Raw genomic sequence first — 19,575 nt, 5'->3', positions numbered from 1 at the left:
CTGTCCACATCGCCGGGAAAGCGAAACTTCAGGACAGGTCGACGATGCCTCCGTCGGCCGCGCAGTGCTTCAGCAGCCCCCGCACCTCGGCGTCCACCACCCGGTACCTGACCACCCGCCCCTCCTTCTCGCCCTCCACGACCCCCGCCGCCCGCAGCAGCCGCAAGGCCTGTGAGACCGCGGGGTCGTTCATCCCGGTCGCGATGGCCAGGTCGGACACGGCGAGCGGCCCGGTGCGGTGCAGCGCGAGCAGCAGCGCGAGCCGCTTGGCGTCGGCGAGCAGGGAGAAACGGTCGGCCCAGGTGCGCACATGACCTGGTTCGCCGATCGCGGCGATGGCGTCGCACACCCGGTGGCCGTCGATGGTGCGACGGTCCGCGCGGTCGGCAGGCACGAGATGCATGACGCCATAGTGGCAGGCGCCGTTCTGTGATCTTTCATACCTGCGCAGGTACGCAGCTATGCAGGAAACCGCTCGCACCCCTACGGTGGGCACGCCGTGGTGCTCGGGAAGTCGATGCGATGTCGACGCGGCCCTCGCCACTGTGATCGGGGAGTTCCCGTCCCGTCCGGCACCCGCCGGGCCACTGGTCGTACGACCGGGAAGGCAGGGACGGCGGACGCAACCACCCGTAAGCCAGGAGACCGGCCACGGCAGCTCACGAAGTGATCCACGAGGTGCTGGAGCGTGAACCGGATGACCCTGCCCGTGAAGACCGACCCCCCGACGACGGTGCCCGCCTCCTTCAGGTGGCGGCGCGAGGACACGCTCAGGACGGCCGGGCTGCTGGTGGTGATCCTCGCCCTGCACGTCGTCGCGTTCGGCATCCTCTTCCTGCTCGTCGTCCCCGAGCACTACAAGGTCGGCACCAAGGCGTTCGGGATCGGCCTGGGCATCACCGCCTACACCCTCGGCATGCGGCACGCCTTCGACGCCGACCACATCGCCGCCATCGACAACACCACCCGCAAGCTGATGGCCGACGGCAAGCGCCCGGTGTCGGTGGGCTTCTGGTTCGCACTCGGACACTCCAGCGTGGTGGTGGTCCTCGCGGCGCTGATCGCGGGCGGCACCCAGCTCGCCGGCAAGGTGATGAACGAGGGCTCGCGCACCCACCAGGTCCTCGGCTTCATGGGTACGACGATCTCCGGCACGTTCCTCTACCTCATCGCCGCCCTCAACCTGGTCGCCCTGACGGGCATCCTGCGCGTGTTCAGGGCGATGCGGGCCGGCACGTACGACGAGAGGGAACTCGAAGCCCACCTGGACTCCCGGGGGTTCATGAACCGGATCCTCGGCCGTCTGACGAAGTCGGTCTCCCGCCCCGGCCAGATGTTCCCCCTGGGCTTCCTCTTCGGCCTCGGCTTCGACACGGCGACCGAGGTCACGCTGATGGTGATGGCTGGCTCGGGCGCGGCGGCCGGCCTGCCCTGGTACGCGATCCTCTGCCTGCCCCTCCTCTTCGCCGCCGGGATGAGCCTGTTCGACACCCTCGACGGCACGTTCATGAACTTCGCCTACCAGTGGGCGTTCTCCAACCCGGTGCGCAAGGTCTTCTACAACCTCACCATCACCGGGCTGTCCATCGCCGTCGCCTTCTTCATCGGCACCATCGAGCTGGTCGGCGTCCTGCACGACAAACTCGACCTGCGCGACGGCCTCACCGGCTGGATCGCGGACCTCGACCTGGACAACGTCGGCTACATCATCGTCGGCCTGTTCGTGGTGGTGTGGGCGGCGGCCCTGACCTACTGGAAGGTGGCCCGGGTGGAGGAACGGTGGGGAGCACCGACGCCGGCCCCCGCCCCGACCGACTAGGGCCGCTCCACGGTCTCCAGGTACAGCTTCACGAACCGGTCGACGTCCACCTCCAACGCCACGTCCAGCAGCGCCTGTTCGCGGACGCCCTCGTGGATCTCGGACTCGCCCGGGCGGGGGCGGCGGTCGACGACGGTCTGGCCCCGGGCCGGGCCCGGGGCGAGGGAGACCTCGACGGGCAGCCGGCGGGTGGTGATGCCCTCCGGGTCGGCGACCGCGCAGACCGCGCCCGCGTCACCGAGACCGCCCGCCGCCTCGGCCTCGGCGGGGCCGCCCTGCGCCGTCGGCCGGTGGGCGAGCAGCTCGCCGGCCAGCCGGGTGCCGGGCTCGGCACTCGCCCGCAGCCGCCGCACCTCGACCCCGGGTACGACGACCTGGTGGAAGACGTCCAGCCCGTACATGGTGATCGGCACCCCGGCGGTGAGCAGGATCGCCGCCGCCTCCGGGTCGTGCCAGACGTTGAACTCGGCGACGGGCGTGGCGTTCCCGGTGGCCACGGCCCCGCCCATGAACACGATCCGCTCGATGTTGCCGGTCACCTCCGGATGCGCGCGCAACAGCAGGGCGATGTTGGTGAGCGGGGCCGTCGGGACCAGGGTGACCGGGCGGGGCGAGGCGAGGATCTCGCGGTGCAGCAGCGTCACCGCGTCCACGGCGGCCGGGGCCCGGGTCGGCGCGGGCAGCCCCAGGTCACCCATCCCGTCGTGGCCGTGCACATGCCGTGCCGAGCGGGCCGGCTCGATCAGCGGCCGCTCGGCCCCCCGCGCCACCGGGACGTCCGGCGCACCGGCCTGCTCCAGCACCGTCAGGGTGTTGCGGACGACCCCGTCAACGTCCGTGTTCCCGGCCACGCACGTCACCGCCCGCAGATCCAGGTCCGGGTGGCGGACGGCGAACAGCAGGGCCAGGGCGTCGTCGACCCCTGTGTCGCAGTCGATGATCACGGGTATGGGCTGACCGGTCACGGCGGACTCCTTCTGTCGTTCCGCCCCCAGGATCAACCCCGGACGGGGCCCGCGTCACCGGGGAAGCGGGGGTCTGGGGTCGGCAGCCCCCGGCGGTGCCCTGGGCAGCCCCTCACCCGGACGGCCCGGACCGCTGGTGGACCGCCGGAGGCAGTGGTGCCGTGAGTACATGCCCCGCCCCTCGGTCACCCGCCGCCCCGCCGCCGTCCTGCTCACCGCGGCCACGCTGCTCAGTGCCTCCTCCTGTCTGGTGCGCACACCGGACCAGGCCCGGGACCCGGTGGCCACCTCGGCGCTGACACCGGACGCGCAGAACGGCCCCGACCCCGCCCTGACCGGCGCCCAGGCCCGCTCCGCGCTGGTCGGCGAGGCCGATCTCGGCGCGCCGTGGGTGCCGTCCGAGGGGGCGGCGACCTGGCGGGACGGGATGCTGAAGGCGACGACGAACGCGGCGCCCGACTGTCAGCGGTTGCTGGAGGCGCTGTACACCGAGGAGCTGTTCGGTTCGCCGTGGGGCAGCGAGGCCGCCGTGACCGCCCTGGACGACACCGACGACCTCGCCCAGTTGCGCTACCAGGTCGCCGCCCACCGCCCGGCGGACGTGGACCGCGCGCTGGCCTGGCTGCGGACGCTGCCGGGAAGCTGCGGACAGTTCCTGGCGACGACCACCCGCTCCGGCGCCGAGGCCGTCCAGGTGGAGGAGCTGCCGCTGCCGGCCGTCGGGGACGCCCGGCAGGGACTGCGGATCACGCTGACCGGCGAGGCCGGCACGGACGGCGACGCGCCCGTGCTCAGCGTGGACCTCGCCGCGGTACGCGTCGGGGACCAGTCGATCGTGCTCACGCTCGGCGCACCCGGCACCGTACTCCCCGACGACACCGCCCGCCGGGCTCTGGAGGTCGGCGCCCAGCGTCTGGCCCAGGTCCGCGACGAGGCCCGCGCCCAGGCCTGACCGCCGTCAGGGCCCGTCAGGGCTGGTCCCTGTCGAACCGTGTGCGGTGCCCGACCACGTCGTGCGCCACCTCCAGCACCGTGCGCCCGCAGGCGAACGCGCGCCCGCGCAGCCGGGCCAGCGCCTCGCCCGCGTCGACCCCCCGCTGGGCCATGACCATGCCGATGGCCTGCTGGATCGCGCTGTGTTCGTGGGTCAGGCCGCCCAGCCGGCCGGCATCCGCATCGTCCCGGTGCAGCGACGTCAGCGCCGTGGTCAGGGCGCTCGCCAGCAGCCGGGCGGTGTGCAGGTCGGGGCCGGCCAGCTCGCCGGGATCCGTGCCGTACAGGTTCAGGGTGCCCACGCACACCGTGGTGTCGCCGAGGGGCAGCGAGTAGGCCGCGCGGACCCCCACGGCCGTCGCCTGCTGCGCGTACACCGGCCAGCGCGCCACGGCCGGTCCGCCCGTCAGGTCGCCCGCGAACACCGGGGCGGTGGTCTCGGCGGCGCACACGCAGGGCCCCTCACCGAGCGTGGCCTCCATCTCCGCCATGCCGACCGCGTGGTCGTCGCTGGCCCCGACCAGCACGGGCAGCCCCTCGCTGAGCAGTGACACGCTCGCGCCGGCCACCGGAAGCAGTTCGACCGCGGCCGCGCACAGCCGTCGGGGCAGTTCCTCGGGCGCCGCTCCGCGCACCGCGTCGGCCAGGGCCCGCGCCGGGTCCGCCCGGTCCGGTGCCGGGTCGCCGGGAGCACGCGTGGGGTGCCGGCCCTGCTGGGGCCCGCCGAAACCGTCCGCGTGTGCGCCGTCGTCCCTGGGCCGCACCTCCACCGCCTCCTTCAGCCCCGGCCCGGCCGTCCTCGAAGGCCCCGGAGCAGGTGTCCCCGTCCCCGGGAGGAGTCCCGACTACCCGTGGCCGGGGGCCCGAAACGGCCTTCGGTCACCCCGGGCGGGCTCACAGTGCCGAGTCGCGCGGGTGCAGCGGCCTGGTGGCGGGGGGAGCACCGCTGACCTGGGCGACGACCTCCGAGGCCACGTCGCGGAGCTTGATGTTGTGCTCCTGCGAGAGGCGCTTGAGGACCTCCAGGGCCTGCTCGGAGTCGCAGCGCCGCTGCGACATGATGATGCCGAGGGCCTGGTCGATGATCGTGCGGGAGCTGATCGCCCGCTGCAGGTCGGTGCTGAACTGCAACTGGCCGGCGATCTTCAGCGCCACGCCCAGCGCGCCGGAGGCGTATCCGGCGAAGACGGCGGCCTGCTCCCGTACCGGCCGGGTGAAGGCCCCGCGCTCGCTGGAGTAGAGGTTCATGACGCCGCTGACCCGCTGGCGCGGCGGTGTCAGCGGCAGCGAGAGCATGCTGCACATGCCGTACTCGTTGCAGAGGTCCGGGAAGGGGCCGAAGCGGTCCTCCGCCTCCAGGTCCGGGATGTCGTGCGGCGTGCCGGTGCGCAGGGTCGACAGACAGGGCCCGTCGTCGATCTCGTACTGCCGCTGGTCGAACAGTTCCACCTCGGGGTCGCTGGCGGCCGCAGTGGTGGGCTGGTCGCCGCCCTCCGGACTGAGGGTGACGGAGCAGTGGGCGGGGACGGGCAGGGCCTGCGCGGTGAGGGTGACGAGCTCGTCCAGGAAGTCCTCCAGCCGGTCCGACTCCACCAGCAGTGTCTGCAGCCGGGCCAGCACCTGCTCTCCCTGGCCGGCATGGTCGGCGTGCGTGTCCGTCATGACGAGCCTCCCGTGGAGTCGAACGGCCGTACGACCCCCGTGTACCCCTCCTCCGAAGGCTCTCAAGCAGTCCGGCACCCGCCCGCACCTGCCGCGCCGGCCACCCGCGCCGCCCGCCTCACAGCGGCGGCTGGGCCGGGGCGGGGCCGAGGGTGGTGGTGCCGGGGGCCGTGCGGTGGCCGAGGCCCGTCCGGTAGGCGTCCAGTGCGGCCTCGACCCGCCCCGTGCGACGCAGCAGGTCGCCGAGCAGCCGGCACAGGTCGGCGAGGTCACCGGCGGCCCCGGCCCGCTCCAGCAGGCTCAGCGCCCGTACGTAGTGCTCCTCGGCCGCGTCCGTGTCCCGGGCGTCCTCGGCGATGATCCCCAGCAGCCGGTGCGCGGCCGCCGAGTGCACGGCGCCCCGCTCCGAGGAGAGGTCCCCGAGCACCCCCTCCAGCAGCTCGGCGGCCTGCGCCGACTTGCCGCGCCGGTGCAGCACGTCGGCGAGCTCGACGGCGACCTGGCTGCTGTAGAGGGCGGCGCGGGTGGCGGAGAGCATCGCGAGCGCCTCGCGCAACTCCTCCTCGGCGCGGTCCAGTTCGCCGTCCTGGGCGTACACGTACCCGCGCATCCAGTGGCAGTTGGCGAGCTCGGTCCGAAGCTGGAGCTGGCGGTACAGCTCGGCCGCCTTGGCCAGGGAGGCGTCGGCCTCGGCGACCCGGCCCTCGGCGAGCAGGGTGCGGGCGACGGAGCGGTGCATCCGGGCGAGCAGCGCGGGGTCCTCGACCTGCGGCGCGAGGGCGAGGGCGAACTCGGCGGCCTGGGCGGCGCGGGCGTGGGCGCCCATGTCCATGTAGGGGCCGATGATGCTGGCGTAGAGCAGGAGGAGGGCGTCCGGATCGTGCAGCCCGCCCCGGTTGAGCTCGTCGAGGGCCGACTCCAGCAGGTACACGGCGTACCGGAGCTCACCCGCCAGGTAGTGGGCGACCGCGCGACCGCGCAGGGCGGGCACCCGCACCGGCAGCGGCTCGCGGGCCGTCACCTCCTCGGCGCGCTCGAAGTACTCCCTGGCCTCGACCAGGTCACCGGTCTCCAGTGCGCACTCCCCGAGGCCGAGCAGCGCGGCGGCCTGCTCGGCGGGGAGCCCCTGCGCCTCCGCCTCCGTGAGCAGGGCCGCGTACTGGACGGCCGCCTCCTTGGCCTCGCCGGTCGCCAGGGTCCGCTGCGCCTCGGTGAGCCGCAGCCGCAGGTCGGTGGCCAGGTGCGGGGACCGCCCGACGGCCAGCTCCTCGAACGCGACGCCGAGCCGGCCCGCGATGTGCCGGAGCGCGTCGTCGGAGGCCCGCACCCGGCCCGCCTCCAGCGTCGAGATATAGGCGGGCGTGTACGCCGGCTCCGCCAACTGCCGCTGGGTCAGTCCCCGTTCTGCCCGCAGCTGCTGCACCCGTCGCCCGATGGTCTCCGGATCGTCACGCTCCGACACCCCAACTCCCCCTCCACCCCTTGCCGTTCGGCTTGAACAGCCCCTAGGTTAAGCGTCGCATTAAACATGCTTAACATGCCGCTGTTGTTGCGAGGTTGCCGTGCTCGGACGCTCATCCGCACGCTACGGACGCCCCACCGCACGGTACGCCAGAGGCGTCGCCGCAGCCGTGGTCGCCGTCGCCGCCCTCATCACGGCGGCCAACGCGGGCCCGGCCAGGGCCACTCCCGAGACACCTTCCGCCCAGCATGCCCAGCACCGCTAGACACCCCCTAGGGTCGTCCCCATGACCTCCCCCGCCGCCCGGACCGCCCTGGAGCTGACCGCCGACCTTCCGGTGGCCGCACTGGAGGACCTGTACCGGGATCTGCACCGCCACCCGGAGCTGTCCATGGCCGAGCACCGCACGGCCGGCAGGCTCGCCGAGCGGCTGCGGGCGGCCGGGTTCGAGACGGTTGAGGGGATCGGCGGCACCGGGGTCGCGGGGGTGCTGCGCAACGGGGACGGCCCGGTCGTGCTGCTGCGGGCGGACATGGACGCCCTGCCGGTCGCGGAGCGGACGGGGCTGCCGTACGCGTCCGAGACGGACGGCGTGATGCACGCCTGCGGGCACGATCTGCACGTCACCTGGCTCGTGGGCGCCGGACAGGCGCTGGCGGCCGGGCGGGAGACCTGGTCGGGGACGCTGCTGCTGGTCGGGCAGCCCGCCGAGGAGACCGGGCAGGGCGCGGCCCGCATGGTCGCGGACGGGCTGTACGAGCGGTTCGGGCGGCCGGACGTGCTGCTCGGCCAGCACGCGGTGCCGGGTCCGGCCGGGCTGTACCCGCACGTGCCGGGGCTGATCATGTCGGCCTCGACGGACGTGGACATCGTCGTGCACGGCCGGGGCGGACACGGGTCCCGGCCGGAGACGACCGTCGACCCGGTGGTGACGGCCGCGTATCTCGTCACCCGGCTGCAGACGGTCGTCGCCCGGGAGACCGCCGCCGCCGAATCGGCCGTGCTGACGGTCGGCCGGATCGAGGCGGGCACCCGGCACAACATCATCCCGTCCGAGGCGCGCATCGCCCTCAACCTGCGCACCCAGTCCGAGACGGTGCGGGCGCGCATGCTCGCCGCGATCCGCCGGATCGCCCAGGGGGAGTGTCTGGCGGCCGGATGTCCGCGGGAGCCGGAGGTGACGGTCGGGGCGACCTTCCCGGTGACGGTGAACGACATGGACACCGACCGCCGGGTCGCCGCCGTGCACGGCGAGGTGTTCGGCGCGGCGACCGTGTTCGACCCGGGCCCGGCGATGGGCAGCGAGGACTTCTCCGAGCTGGCGGCGGGCTCGATCCCGTACGCGTACTGGTTCGTGACGACCACCCCGCCCCCGGTGTGGGAAGCGACCGAGGGCACGGACCTGAAGGAGAAGCTGCAGGGCGTGCCGAGCAACCACAGCCCGCACTTCGCGCCCGATCTGTCCACGGTCGCCCCGGGTGTGCGCACCCTCGTCTCCGGAGCTCTGGCGCTTTTGTCAGTGGCATGACCTAGTGTTCGACCCCTAGGCTTCTCACATCCGCCACACACGACCCACAGGGGACCCACACATCAGCGGTCGTGTTCCGTGGCGCCTTTCATCATTCGTTCCGGGGGGTTCGAACCAGCGTGCGTATGCGCACTCTCACGACCGCCACTACCCTGGCGGTCCTCCTCAGCTCGGCGGCGCTCGCCGCCGCTCCGGCGTTCGCCGACTCCAGCAAGGTCCTGCCGGTCAGGTCGACCGGCGACATCGTGGTGGACGGCGTCCACCAGCGGGTCTTCATCAGCGACCCGAGCAACGGCAAGATCGTCGTCACCGACTACGCCGGCAACGTCGTCAAGCAGCTCACCACCGACCTGTCCGGCGTCTCCGGTCTGGAGCTGTCCGCCGACTCGCGCACGCTCTACGCGGCCGTGCAGGACCTGGACGCCATCGCCGTCATCGACACCGCGACGGACACCGAGACCACCCGCTACGCCGTGGGCGACAAGCCGCTGAGCGTCGCCCTCGCGGGCGGCAGACTGTGGTTCGGCTACGGCGGCGCCGCCCAGGGCAACCTCGGCTCCGTCGACCTGACCGGCGAGCAGCACGAGGTGACCCTCGGCCAGGACAACGGCTGGTACCAGGCGCCGATACTGGACGCGGCGCCGGGCTCGAACACCCTGATCGCGGGTGCGGTCGGCCAGAGCCCCGTCGAGCTGGCCTCGTACGACGTCTCGTCGGGCACCGCCGCCCGGGTGGCGAGCACCCGCGAGGCGGGCAGCGACCTCAACGACCTCCAGGTCACCCCCGACGGCAAGGACGTCGTGGTGGCCAGCAGCGCTCCGTACTACCAGCAGGTGTTCAAGACCGCCGACCTGCAGGGGGACGGCAAGTACGTCACCCACGCCTACCCGAACGCGGTGGCCGTCGCGCCCGACGGCACGGTCGCCGGAGGCATCGACGACCTGTACGACCCGGACGTCTACGTCTTCCGGCCGGGCAGCGGCGAGGCGCTGCGCACCTACGACTTCAGCGGCTCCGACGTGCTGGCTCCCGCCGGACTGGCCTGGACGCCGGACGGCTCCCGGCTGTTCGCGGTGTCCCACGACACCGCGGGCGGGTACTCGCTGCGCGAGTTCGACGCGCCCACCAAGGTGGCCACGACTGTCACCGTGGACGCCCCGGCGACCGCCACCCGCGGCAAGAAGCTCACCGTCAAGGGCAAGGTGACCTCCAAGGCCGCCCTCCCCGCCGGCGCCAAGCTGACCGTCACCCGCACCGACCTGGACTCCCCGAACGGCAAGCCCCTGCCCTCGGTGACCACCAAGGCCGACGGCAGCTACTCCTTCGCCGACACCCCGCCGGCCGGCGGCAAGGTGAAGTACACGGTGGCGTACGCGGGCGACGCCGACCACGCGGCGGGTTCCGGCTCCGACACCGTGGACGTCTCGCGGGACAAGCCGGCGCTGTCGATCGACAACAACGGCAAGGTGTACGCGTACGGCAAGAACGTGAAGTTCACCGCCCACCTCGGTACGACGTACAAGAACCGCACGGTGGAGATCTGGGCCGACCCCTACGGCCCCGACAAGCCCAACAAGCTGGTCAAGTCCGGCAAGGTCGACTCCCACGGCAACCTGTCGGTCACCATCGGCCTGAAGCGGGACGCCACGGTGACCGCGAAGTTCGCGGGCGACGCCCGCTACCAGCCGCGCTCGGCGGCCAGCACGGTCGGCGCGCAGGTGAGCGTGTCCACCTCGGTCAGCGGCCACTACAAGTCGAAGAGCGTGTGGGGCCAGACCTACTACTTCTTCCACAAGTCCAAGAACCCGCTGTTCACGACGAAGATGCCGTACTACCCGAACCGCGCGCAGAAGTTCGAGTTCGAGGTGTACTACCAGGGCAAGTGGTACCCCGGCGACCCCCAGTACTTCAAGCTGGGCCCCGACGGCGTCTCCAAGGTGAGTTACGGCGGCAACCACAGCGAGGACGTCGGCTGGCGGCTCCGGATCCGCTCCTCCTACATCAACAGCGCCTCCGGTGACACCGTGAACTCCACGACGCACGGCGCCTGGAAGTACTTCACGTTCACCAGCTGACGCTCAGCCCTGTGTCTGGAGCTGGCGCAGGTGCTGCTGGACGTGGTCCAGCGCACCCTGCCGGCGGCCCGGCACCCTGAGTCTCAACTCCGCGAGCGCGGGCCCGAGTTCACGGGCCCTCGCTCGGTCGTCGATGCGCCCCCACTGGTGGTGGGCACGGTCCACGGCCGCCTCCACGGCGGGCGCGTCCGCCGCCTGACCGGCGGCCAGCCGGGCCGAGGCGACGGTCAGCCAGGTACGGCAACTGCGCACCGGGTCACCGGCGAACATCGCCAGGTCCGCGCGGACCTCGGCCCAGTGCAGCGCGTCCTCCGAGGCGGCCCCGAGCGCCCGCACCGCGGCCTGCTCGTGACGCGCGGCGACGGCGTCGGCGTCGGCGTGCCGCCCGGCCCGCACGGCGGCACTGATCTCGGCGTGCGGGTCGGCGCCACCGGGGCCCCGGGTGGCGGCCAGCACGAGGTCACGGTGGGCGCCGCCCTCCTCGGCGGTCCGGGCCAGCGCCTGCTCGTGCAACTGCTCCATGGGCGGCCGCGACCCGCTGCGCAGCAGCGTCGCCACCGCCTTCATGTAGGACGGCGGGGCGACCTGCCGCCGGGGCGGCGGCGGCGCGATCCGCCCGTAGACGGCGTTGTTCCGGCCGGAGTCCAGGGGCGTGCCGTGCAGGTGCTCCCAGGTCTCGGCGTCCGCGTGCAGGTCGACGACCAGGGTGGTCGCGCCGGCGGGGCGCAGCCGGAGCTCCTCACGGATCCAGTGCCAGGGCAGGGCCGTGTAGCGGACGGTCGCGGGGGTGGTGCGGGCCAGCGCCAGGTGCGGCAGGTGCTGGCGGCGGTCGAGCTGGAGCTGACCGGTGACGAAGACGCTGAGCGGGCCGGGGGCGGCCGCGGCGGCGCGCAGCCGGGTGAGCACGGCCTGCGGGTCCAGCGGGTCGGCGAGTTCCACCACGTTGGCGGTGTCGGTGCCGGCGAGCACGGCGGGGGCGACGGCCGCCAGGACGGGGAGCACGGAGGCCGCGTCCACCAGGCGTCCCTTGCCCATCGGTGAGGCCGCCAGCAGCAGCACGGTTCCGGGCATCGTCCCCCCTTTGATCGGTCAGGCCGACCGGTCGGCCTGACCGGTCAGCAGCACCGTAACCGCTGCGACCGCGAAGGGGGGTGTCAGGCCCGGAAACGTCCCCCCAGCAGGACGCCCTCGATGCGCCGCACCGCGAAGATCGTGGTGTCGTCCGCCAGGTGGCCGCCGCTGTGCCGCAGCACGCCCTCGCGGACCAGCCGGGTCAGCCGGCGGGGCCGGGCGGCGCCCGGGTCGGCGGTGGTGGCGCGGGCGACCTGCCCCACGAGGTCGTAGAAGACGCCGTGGCCGTCCCGGGCCTCGGTCACCCCGTCCGTGGTGAGCAGCACGGTCTCGCCGGGGCCGAGGGGGACCCGGGCCGGCGCGGGAGGCCCGGCGGCGGGTACGAGTTCACCGAGGCCGAGGGGGAGGCGGTCACCGGCCGGCAGGGCGCGGACGCCGTCCGCGCCGATCACGAGCGGGGGTTCGTGGCCGAAGTTGACGACCTCCACGGTGCCGTCGTCCACGACGGGGAAGCCGATCAGCACGGCGGTGGCGAAGCGGTCGCCGTCCGCGCGGCCCAGCGAGGTGGTGTGGAAGCGGTGGCGGCCCATGCGCACCTCGAGGTGGGCGGCGACCGTCGCCAGGTCGGGCGCGTGGTAGCCGATCTCCCGGAAGGTGCCGAGCAGCGCGGCCGCCGCCTCCACCGCGCCGAGGCCCTTGCCCTGCACGTCACCGAGGAGGACGCGGGTGCCGTGCGGGCCGGGCTGGATGTCGTAGAAGTCGCCGCCGACGCGGGCCTCGGTGTCGGCGGCCAGGTAGGCGGCGGCGTGCTCCAGCCCGGCCCAGCCCGGCGGCAGCGGGCGCAGCACGGTGCGGCGGGTGGTCTCGGCGATGTCCCTCATGTGCAGCATCCGCCGCTCGCCGCGCAGCCGGACCGCGCAGGCCAGTGTGGCGAGGATGCCGCCGAGGGTGACCAGGACGAAGTCGGGCCAGCCCACCTTGTACTGGTGGAAGAGGACACTGTCCACGAGCACGTAGTCGACGACCGCGAGCACGGCGAAGAGGGCCGTGGTCCACAGCCCGCAGAGGGCGGCGGCGATCCCGGGCACCAGGACGATCCAGGAGATGATCCGGACGCTCGCGGCGGTGTTGACGTCGACCGTCGTGATCCCGACGAGCAGCAGCAGCGGCACCACCCATGCGACGCTCCGGCCCCGGATCCGCAGGGGCTGCCTTCGGCGCAGGACCTCGTGGTCGGTCACGGTGTGCAGTGCGGCCCGCCCTTCATGCCCCAAGGGAAGCACGCGAGGGGGCGGGCCGCATCCGCGAACCGGGCCTCGCCGCCCACTTGCCAGGGTGTTCCCCACGGGTGTGCTCTGGAGGGCAGGGGCGAGGAGAGAGGAGTGCTCTCATGGCTCATGCGGCACCCACGTCCGGTGCGATGACCCGGTACGGCCGTCCGCCCGACGTGTTCGACGAGCGGACCCACAGGGTCGCCAGGTGGGCGATTCCGCTGGTGGTCGCCCTGGTCTACGGGTACTGGGCCGCGGCCAACACCCGCTACGGCGGTCCCATCACCGGCTGGAACGTGCTGTTCGGCTTCGTGACGGCGATCGTGTTCTTCGCCCTGTGCATGGGCGTGCAGTCCCTCGGCGCCCACGTGCGGCGCGAGGTGCACGCCTTCCTGTGGGCGGCCCTCACCGGCGTCGCGGTCGGTTTCCTGTACAGCCTGAGCGGCCGTGGCCACACCGTACTGGCGTCCACGGCCCTGGGCCTGGCGACCGCCGCGCCGGTGTTCGTGGTGGTGTTCTACCGCTATTACACCCGCGAGGACGCCGCCGGCCACCGGATCAGGTGATCCCCGCCCCGGCCACGCGTGGGCCCCGGTGAGACCGCCGGGGCCCACGCGGTTCCCGTAGCCCTCCGTGTCCCCGCGTCCCCCCGAATGCAGCCCCTCCGCTCGCGCGCCTGGACCTGCGGACGTGTCCTGGGAGCGTGTCCCCACGTCCACGCAGTGCCCTGTCGGCCGTACTGACCGTCCTGTCCTGCCTCCTCGTGCCGTTCGGCGCGGTGGCGGCCTGGGCGTCGTACGCGCTCGCCGACACCGGCCGGTACGTCGCGGCCGTGGCGCCGCTCGCCACCGACCCGGACGTGCGGGACGCCGTCGCGGACACGGTCGGGGACGGCATCGTGCGCCAGGTCGACGTGGGCGGCCCGGCGCGCACCGCGGTCCTCCCCTTCGTCCACGACGCGGTGCGCTCCTTCACCCGGACCCGGGCCTTCCGCGTCGCCTGGGACGCCGGCAACCGGGCCGCCCACAGCGCCGTGCTCCGGGCGCTGCACGACGAACGCGCCGCGCACGACCGGCCGGTCACCGTCGACCTCGCCCCCGTCACCGCCCAGGTGAAACACCGGCTGGCCCAGGACCATGTGCCGCTGGCCGCCCGCATCCCGGTGCGGCACACCTCGGTCACCGTGCTCCCGGCCCGGGAACTGGCCCGTCTGAGGAAGGGGTTCCACGTGCTGGAAGTCGCCGGCTTCTGGCTTCCCGTCACGGCCGTCGTCCTCGCCGCCGCCGGGATCGCCCTCGCCGTCCACCGCCGCCGCGCGGTCACCGCCACCGCCCTGGGCACGGCCCTGGGCGGCGCGCTGCTCCTCCTCGCGCTCACCGTCGGCCGCCGTCTCACCCTCGCCGGCCTGCCCGACGACATCCCCCGTCCGGCGGCCGGCGCCGTCTACGACGCGCTCACCGCCCATCTGCGCACGGCGTCCTGGCTGCTGCTCGGCTGCGGCCTGGCGGTGGCACTGGCCGCCTGGCTCACCGGGTACGCCCGGGTGCCGGGCGCCGCGCCGCCGCCGCGACGCCGGCGAGTGTCCGCAGCGCCCGAACCAGCTCCGGCTCCGGCTCCGAGGCGAGCCCGAGCCTGACGGCGTCCGGTGTGCGGCTGGGGTCCACGCAGAAGGCCGTACCCGGCGTGACGGCGATGCCGCGGGCCGCCGCGGCGGCCGTGAAGGTGTCCGCCCGCCACCGCGGGGGCAGCTCCCACCAGGCGAAACAGGCCTGCGGATCGGACCGTACGGCGAACCCGGCGAGCTCCTCGGCGAGCAGTCGCCGCCGCCGGGCCGCGTCCGCCCGCTTGGCCGTCACCAGCCGCGCCACCGTTCCGTCCCCGAGCCACCGCACGGCCGCCTCCAGCGCGAACGCGCCCGCGCTCCAGCCCCCGGACCGGATCGCCGAGGCCACCGCCTCCACCCGGTCCGGCGGTACGACGGCGAAGCCGACGGTCAGGCCCGGCGCGACCCGCTTGGACAGGCTGTCGACGAGGTGGGTGAGCGCGGGGGCGAGGGCGGCGAGCGGGGGCTCGGTCCCCTGGTGCAGGAACGCCCAGATGCGGTCCTCGACCACGGGCAGGTTCAACTCGCTCACCACAGCGGCGACTTCGGCGCGGCGCCCGGCGTCCATGGTCACCGAGGTCGGATTGTGCAGCGTCGGCTGGAGGTAGAGGGCCGACAGGGGAGCGGTCCGGTGGGCGGCGGCGACGGACCGCGGACTGAGGCCGCCGTCGTCCGCCGCGAGCGCCACCAGGGTGATGCCCAGCCGGGCCGCTATCTCCTTGACCAGCGGATACGTCAACGGCTCGACACCGAGCCGGCCACCCGGCCGGACCAGGGAGGCGAGGGTCGCGGCGATGGCCTGGCGGGCGTTGCCGGTGAAGAGGATCCGGCCGGGGTCCGGACGCCAGGCGCCGGTGCCGAGCAGGGCGGCCACCGCGTCCCGGGCCGCGGGGTTGCCGGTGACGGCGGCCGGGCGGAGCGCCTCGGTGAGCGCGTCCGGGCGGAGCAGCGCGGCCAGGGCGGGGGCGAGGATCTCCGACTGGCCCGGTGCGGCCGGGTAGTTGAGCTCCAGGTTGACCGACCGAGCGGGGGCGGCGGCTTCCGTGAGCGCCCGACCGGCCGCCTGCGGACCGGCGGCGGCGCGCACGAAGGTGCCCCGCCCGACCTCGCCCACCACCAGCCCGCGCCGCACGAGTTCGGCGTACACACGCCCGGCCGTCGAGGCGGCGATCCCGCGCCGCCGGGCGAAGGTCCGCTGAGGGAGCAGCCGTTGCCCCGGCCGCAGCCGCCCGGCCGCGATCTCGTCGGCGACCAGGTCGGCGAGCTGCCGGAAGTCGTCCACAACTCTCCTTGCTCCGTAGGGCAGTTGGCTCGCACTTGGCACGGTCACGGGGATTGCACCGAGGGCAAAGATCTTATTGCCCCGGGGGGTCGATCACCCTAGGGTCGCCGTATGCCCCCCTTCCTCGCATTCGATGACAAAGCCCCGGAAAACCCTCAGGGACTCCCTCTCGTCCTCGTCCACGGCCACCCCTTCGACCGCACCATGTGGGCCCCGCAGACCGAGGCGTTCTCCGCCTCCCGCCGGGTGATCGCCCCCGACCTGCGCGGCTACGGCGCCTCCCCCGTCCTCCCCGGCGTCACCCCGCTCGCCCGGTTCGCGCGGGACATCGCCGGCCTGCTGGACGAGCTGGAAGTGGAGTCCTGCGTGCTCGCCGGGCTGTCCATGGGCGGGCAGATCGTCATGGACTGCTACCGGCGGTTCCCCGAGCGGATACGGGGCCTGGTCCTCGCCGACACCTTCCCGGCGGCGGAGACCCCGGACGGCAAGCGGGCCCGGGGTGCCATGGCGGACCGGCTGCTGCGGGAGGGCATGCGCGGATACGCCGACGAGGTCCTGGAGAAGATGGTCGCCCCGTACGCACCGCCCGAGGTGAAGTCCCACGTCCACCGCATGATGACGGCCACCCCGCCCGAGGGCGCCGCGGCGGCCCTGCGCGGTCGCGCCGAACGCCCCGACTACCGCGACCTGCTGACCCGCGTCACCGTGCCCGCGCTCGTGGTCGTCGGCGCCGACGACACCTTCACCCCGGTCTCCGACGCCGAGGCGATGCACGCCGCCCTCCCCGACTCCACCCTGCACGTCATCGAGGGCGCGGCGCACCTGCCCAACCTGGAACGGCCCGAGGAGTTCAACAGGGCGCTGGGGGAGTTCCTGGCGAGGGCGGACAGAGGACTCGTACCCTCGCGACGATAATGGGCGCATGCCCCGAGAGTTCCCCATCGGCCTCACCCCTCCCGACTGGCTGATGCGGAACCTCCAGTCCCGGCCGGCCCCCGTCAACCTGCCCGCCATGGCCCGCGCGGCGATCGGGATGTCGGCGCCCCTGGCCGTCGGACTCGCCACCGGACACGCCCAGTACGGCGCGCTCGCCTCCATGGGCGCCCTGTCCGGCGTCATCGGCGACACCGCCGACGCCTACCGCATGCGGCTGCTCAACATCGCCGTCCCCCAGCTCTTCGGCGCGCTCGGCGTGACCCTCGGCGCGCTGGTCTTCGGCCAGGGATGGCTCGCCGTCGTCGCCGTCACCGGCGTGGCGCTGGTCTCCGGAATGATCTCCACGATCGGCGCGGTGGCCTCGGTGTCGGGCCTCCTTCTGCTCCTGAACGCGGTCATCGGCGCGGGCCTCCCCCTGCCCGGCCCCTGGTGGCTGGCCCCCGCCCTGATGACCGGCGGCGGCCTGCTCGTCCTCCTGCTCACCCTGCTGGCCTGGCCACTGCGGTCCGGGGTGCCGGAGCGGACGGCGGTGGCGGGCACCTACCGGACCGTCGCCGCCCTGCTGGCGGCGAGCGGCACCGACCGCACGGACGAGTACGACGCCGCCCGCCACGCCGTCACCCAGTCCCTGAACCAGTCCTACGACCTCATCCTCGCCCACCGCGCCCGCCACCACGGCCGCAGCCGCGAACTGACCCGGCTGCTCGCCCAGTTGAACGCGATCACCCCGGTCGTGGAGGCGGCGCCCATGGCCCACCTCGCGGGCCGGCCCCTGCCACCCGAGATCCCGGCGGCGGTCAGGCACCTGGCCCAGGCGGTGGACACGGGCTACACGGGCCCGATAGACCTCCGCATCCCCACCCCCACCACCGAGACGGCCCGCGCCGTCGACCACGCCCTGCGCCACGCGGCCGAGGTCGTCACCTCCCCCGACGTGGACCCACGGGGCATCGACGACCGCCTCGGCCGGCCCGCCGCCCTCGGCGTCCGCACCGCCCGGGCCGCCCGCAACGTCGTCCTGTCCGCCCACTCCTGGCGCTACGGACTGCGCCTCGCCCTGTGCATCGGCATCGCGCAGGCCCTGGTCTCCCTCGTCCCGGTGCCCCGTTCCTACTGGGTCGCCCTCACCATCACCTTCGTCCTCAAGCCCGACTTCGGCTCGGTCTTCTCCCGCGCCCTGCTGCGCGCCCTCGGCACGGTGGCGGGCCTGCTGATCGCGGCGGCGGTCCTGGCGGAGGTGCCGAGGGGCTGGTGGGACGTCCCGGTGATACTGATCCTGGCCCCCCTGATCCCAGCCCTGACTCCGCGGGGCTACGGCTACCAGACAGCGGCGATCACCCCGGTCATCCTCCTCCTTTCGGACATCCTGAACCACCAGGGCACCGCCCTCCTCGTCCCCCGGCTGCTGGACTCCCTGCTCGGCTGCGCGATCGCCCTCGTCGCCGGCTACCTCCTCTGGCCGGAGAGCTGGCACACCCGCGTCGGCGACCGCCTCGCGAACGCGGTCGCGGACACGGCCCGCTACGTGGAGTCGGCGTTCGGCGACCCCCCGGACACACCGACCGATCCGGCCTCTCGTGCCCGCATGCGCCGCCGCCTCTACCGCGACCTCTCCGCCATCCGTACGGAGTTCCAGCGCGCCCTGACCGAACCCCCGCCCACCGGCCGCCGCGCCGCCGCCTGGTGGCCGCTGGTCGTCGCCGTGGAACGCATCGTCGACGCGACGACGGCGGCCCGCGTCCGCGTCGGCCACGGCGCGGCCGCGCCTTCCTCGCTCGAGGTGGACCAGGTGGTCCTGCAGCTCGACGAACTCTCGGAGGGCGTCCGTCACGCCGAATCCCTGATCGCCGTCCGCACCGACCTCACGGGCCCGGCGGGCAGCGTCCTGGAACCCCTGCGGCAGGAGGTGGCGGCAGCGAGGGCCATTGCTTCACCGCACTGAGATCCGGGGCCGCTAACCTTACGTGTCCGTCCTGGCCAGGGATCGACGGGAACAACTCACTTCGAAGGGTTGCGCACATGGGCATTCTCACTCTCCTGCGGAACGCGTTCGGCCGATCGCGCAAGGGGCGCACCGCCGAAGCGGAGGGTGCGGACAGCACGCTTTCGCCCGAGCCGACCGCTTCGTCCCCCACACCGGAACCCGAACCGCAGCCCGAGCCCAAGGCCCAGGTCTCCGAGCCCCGCCAGGAGCACGACCTGGTCTCGGCGGCCTTCAGCAACGTAACGGTCCCGGCCCAGTCCACGGACCCGGAAATCCGCCTGGTCCCGGTGATCGCCCCCACCCCGGAACCGGAGCCGCAGCCCACGGCCGAGGCAGAACCCGCCCCCGAGGCCGAGGCCGAAGCGGAGGCAGAGCCCGAGGCCAAGGCCGGGGCCGAAGCGGAGGCGACGCCCGCGTCCGTGGCGACCGCCGAGACCGAGCCGGAGCCCGAGGCCAAGCCGGAGCCGACCGCCGAGACCGAGCCCGAGGCCAAGTCGACCACCGAGGCCGAACCGGAGCCGACCGTCGAGCCCGCGCCGACCGCCGAAGCAGCCCCCGAGGCCAAGCCGGAGCCCGAGGCCGAGCCGACCGCCGAAGCAACTCCCGAGGCCGAGCCGGAGCCGGTGACCGAGGAGCCCGCCGAGATCGAGGCCGAGGTAGCGGCGGAGCCGGAGCCGACCGTCGAGCCCGAGCCGACCGTCGAGGCGGAGCCGGAGCCCGAGGCCAAGTCGACCACCGAGGCCGAGCCGGAGCCGACCGCCGAAGCAGCCCCCGAGACCAAGCCGGAGCCCGAGGCCGAGCCGACCGCCGAAGCAGCCCCCGAGGCCGAGCCGGAGCCGGTGACCGAGGAGCCCGCCGAGATCGAGGCCGAGGTAGCGGCGGAGGCGGAGCCGGCCGCCAAGGCCGAGCCCAAGCCGACAGCCG

16 protein-coding genes, 1 pseudogene and 1 riboswitch are annotated in these 19,575 nt (G+C 73.8%); of the genes and pseudogenes, 9 read left to right on the top strand and 8 right to left on the bottom strand.

The features are described 5' to 3' along the window. Positions 1-28: 28 nt before the first annotated feature. A complete protein-coding gene (locus tag ACFY0F_RS13690; RefSeq protein WP_388792735.1) occupies positions 29-403 on the bottom strand; it encodes an ArsR/SmtB family transcription factor in 375 nt (124 codons plus the stop codon). A gap of 80 nt (positions 404-483) precedes the next feature. Beyond that, a riboswitch (cobalamin riboswitch) is annotated at positions 484-669 on the top strand. A 28-nt stretch (positions 670-697) separates the two neighbouring features. Here ACFY0F_RS13690 and ACFY0F_RS13685 point away from each other — a divergent pair. After that, positions 698-1,819 carry a HoxN/HupN/NixA family nickel/cobalt transporter gene (locus tag ACFY0F_RS13685; RefSeq protein ID WP_388793218.1) on the top strand — a complete coding sequence of 374 codons (1,122 nt, stop codon included), beginning with the start codon at positions 698-700 and terminating at the stop codon, positions 1,817-1,819. Here the strand turns inward: ACFY0F_RS13685 and ACFY0F_RS13680 are convergent. After that, positions 1,816-2,784, bottom strand: coding sequence for a nucleoside hydrolase (locus tag ACFY0F_RS13680; RefSeq protein WP_388792733.1), 969 nt, complete (start codon positions 2,782-2,784; stop codon positions 1,816-1,818). The genes ACFY0F_RS13685 and ACFY0F_RS13680 overlap by 4 nt on opposite strands. Positions 2,785-2,953: 169 nt before the next feature. Between ACFY0F_RS13680 and ACFY0F_RS13675 the strand changes: the two genes are divergently transcribed. Continuing rightward, on the top strand, positions 2,954-3,736 hold the full coding sequence (locus tag ACFY0F_RS13675; RefSeq protein WP_388792731.1) for a hypothetical protein: 783 nt from the start codon (positions 2,954-2,956) through the stop codon (positions 3,734-3,736). 16 nt (positions 3,737-3,752) lie between these two features. On the opposite strand, the gene ACFY0F_RS13670 is transcribed toward ACFY0F_RS13675, so the two are convergent. The 3 genes from ACFY0F_RS13670 to ACFY0F_RS13660 form a co-directional block, all read right to left on the bottom strand. Then, entirely contained in the window at positions 3,753-4,541 is a 789-nt protein-coding gene (locus ACFY0F_RS13670; RefSeq protein WP_388792729.1) for a GAF and ANTAR domain-containing protein, read from the bottom strand. A 130-nt stretch (positions 4,542-4,671) separates the two neighbouring features. Beyond that, on the bottom strand, positions 4,672-5,439 hold the full coding sequence (locus ACFY0F_RS13665; protein WP_388792728.1) for an ANTAR domain-containing protein: 768 nt from the start codon (positions 5,437-5,439) through the stop codon (positions 4,672-4,674). 118 nt (positions 5,440-5,557) lie between these two features. Then, on the bottom strand, positions 5,558-6,901 hold the full coding sequence (locus tag ACFY0F_RS13660; RefSeq protein WP_388792726.1) for a helix-turn-helix domain-containing protein: 1,344 nt from the start codon (positions 6,899-6,901) through the stop codon (positions 5,558-5,560). A 286-nt stretch (positions 6,902-7,187) separates the two neighbouring features. On the opposite strand from ACFY0F_RS13660, the gene ACFY0F_RS13655 reads away from it, so the two are divergent. Then, positions 7,188-8,429 (top strand): amidohydrolase, encoded by a 1,242-nt coding sequence (locus ACFY0F_RS13655; protein ID WP_388792724.1) that lies wholly within the window; start codon positions 7,188-7,190, stop codon positions 8,427-8,429. 125 nt (positions 8,430-8,554) lie between these two features. Further along, positions 8,555-10,504, top strand: coding sequence for an Ig-like domain repeat protein (locus tag ACFY0F_RS13650; protein ID WP_388792722.1), 1,950 nt, complete (start codon positions 8,555-8,557; stop codon positions 10,502-10,504). Between the two features lie 3 nt (positions 10,505-10,507). Here the strand turns inward: ACFY0F_RS13650 and ACFY0F_RS13645 are convergent, their stop codons facing one another. Together ACFY0F_RS13645 and ACFY0F_RS13640 are read right to left on the bottom strand one after the other, a co-directional pair. After that, complete coding sequence (locus tag ACFY0F_RS13645) at positions 10,508-11,575, bottom strand: hypothetical protein (RefSeq protein ID WP_388792721.1); 1,068 nt, start codon at positions 11,573-11,575, stop codon at positions 10,508-10,510. 83 nt (positions 11,576-11,658) lie between these two features. Continuing rightward, positions 11,659-12,816, bottom strand: coding sequence for a PP2C family protein-serine/threonine phosphatase (locus ACFY0F_RS13640; protein WP_388792719.1), 1,158 nt, complete (start codon positions 12,814-12,816; stop codon positions 11,659-11,661). Positions 12,817-12,965: 149 nt separating this feature from the next. Here ACFY0F_RS13640 and ACFY0F_RS13635 point away from each other — a divergent pair, with 149 nt between their 5' ends. Together ACFY0F_RS13635 and ACFY0F_RS13630 are read left to right on the top strand one after the other, a co-directional pair. After that, a complete protein-coding gene (locus ACFY0F_RS13635; protein ID WP_388792717.1) occupies positions 12,966-13,412 on the top strand; it encodes a hypothetical protein in 447 nt (148 codons plus the stop codon). A gap of 137 nt (positions 13,413-13,549) precedes the next feature. Next, a complete protein-coding gene (locus ACFY0F_RS13630; RefSeq protein WP_388792716.1) occupies positions 13,550-14,482 on the top strand; it encodes a hypothetical protein in 933 nt (310 codons plus the stop codon). On the opposite strand, the gene ACFY0F_RS13625 is transcribed toward ACFY0F_RS13630, so the two are convergent. Continuing rightward, positions 14,373-15,731, bottom strand: coding sequence for a PLP-dependent aminotransferase family protein (locus tag ACFY0F_RS13625; protein ID WP_388792715.1), 1,359 nt, complete (start codon positions 15,729-15,731; stop codon positions 14,373-14,375). The two genes, ACFY0F_RS13630 and ACFY0F_RS13625, sit on opposite strands and share 110 nt — an antisense overlap. Positions 15,732-15,842: 111 nt before the next feature. Between ACFY0F_RS13625 and ACFY0F_RS13620 the strand changes: the two genes are divergently transcribed. The 3 genes and pseudogenes from ACFY0F_RS13620 to ACFY0F_RS13610 all read left to right on the top strand — a co-directional run. After that, entirely contained in the window at positions 15,843-16,646 is an 804-nt protein-coding gene (locus ACFY0F_RS13620) for an alpha/beta fold hydrolase (protein ID WP_388792714.1), read from the top strand. Between the two features lie 7 nt (positions 16,647-16,653). Further along, the gene (locus tag ACFY0F_RS13615; RefSeq protein ID WP_388792713.1) at positions 16,654-18,609 is read left to right on the top strand and encodes an FUSC family protein; all 1,956 of its coding nucleotides are present in this window, start codon (positions 16,654-16,656) and stop codon (positions 18,607-18,609) included. A gap of 77 nt (positions 18,610-18,686) precedes the next feature. Beyond that, positions 18,687-19,575: pseudogene (locus ACFY0F_RS13610) on the top strand (Toxic cation resistance protein); the annotation flags it as partial.

The sequence above is a fragment of the Streptomyces sp. NPDC001544 genome, from assembly GCF_042894285.1.
Lineage (GTDB): Bacteria > Actinomycetota > Actinomycetes > Streptomycetales > Streptomycetaceae > Streptomyces.
Note: the sequence above shows the minus strand (reverse complement) of the source record. Positions and strands in the feature narration are given on the sequence as shown.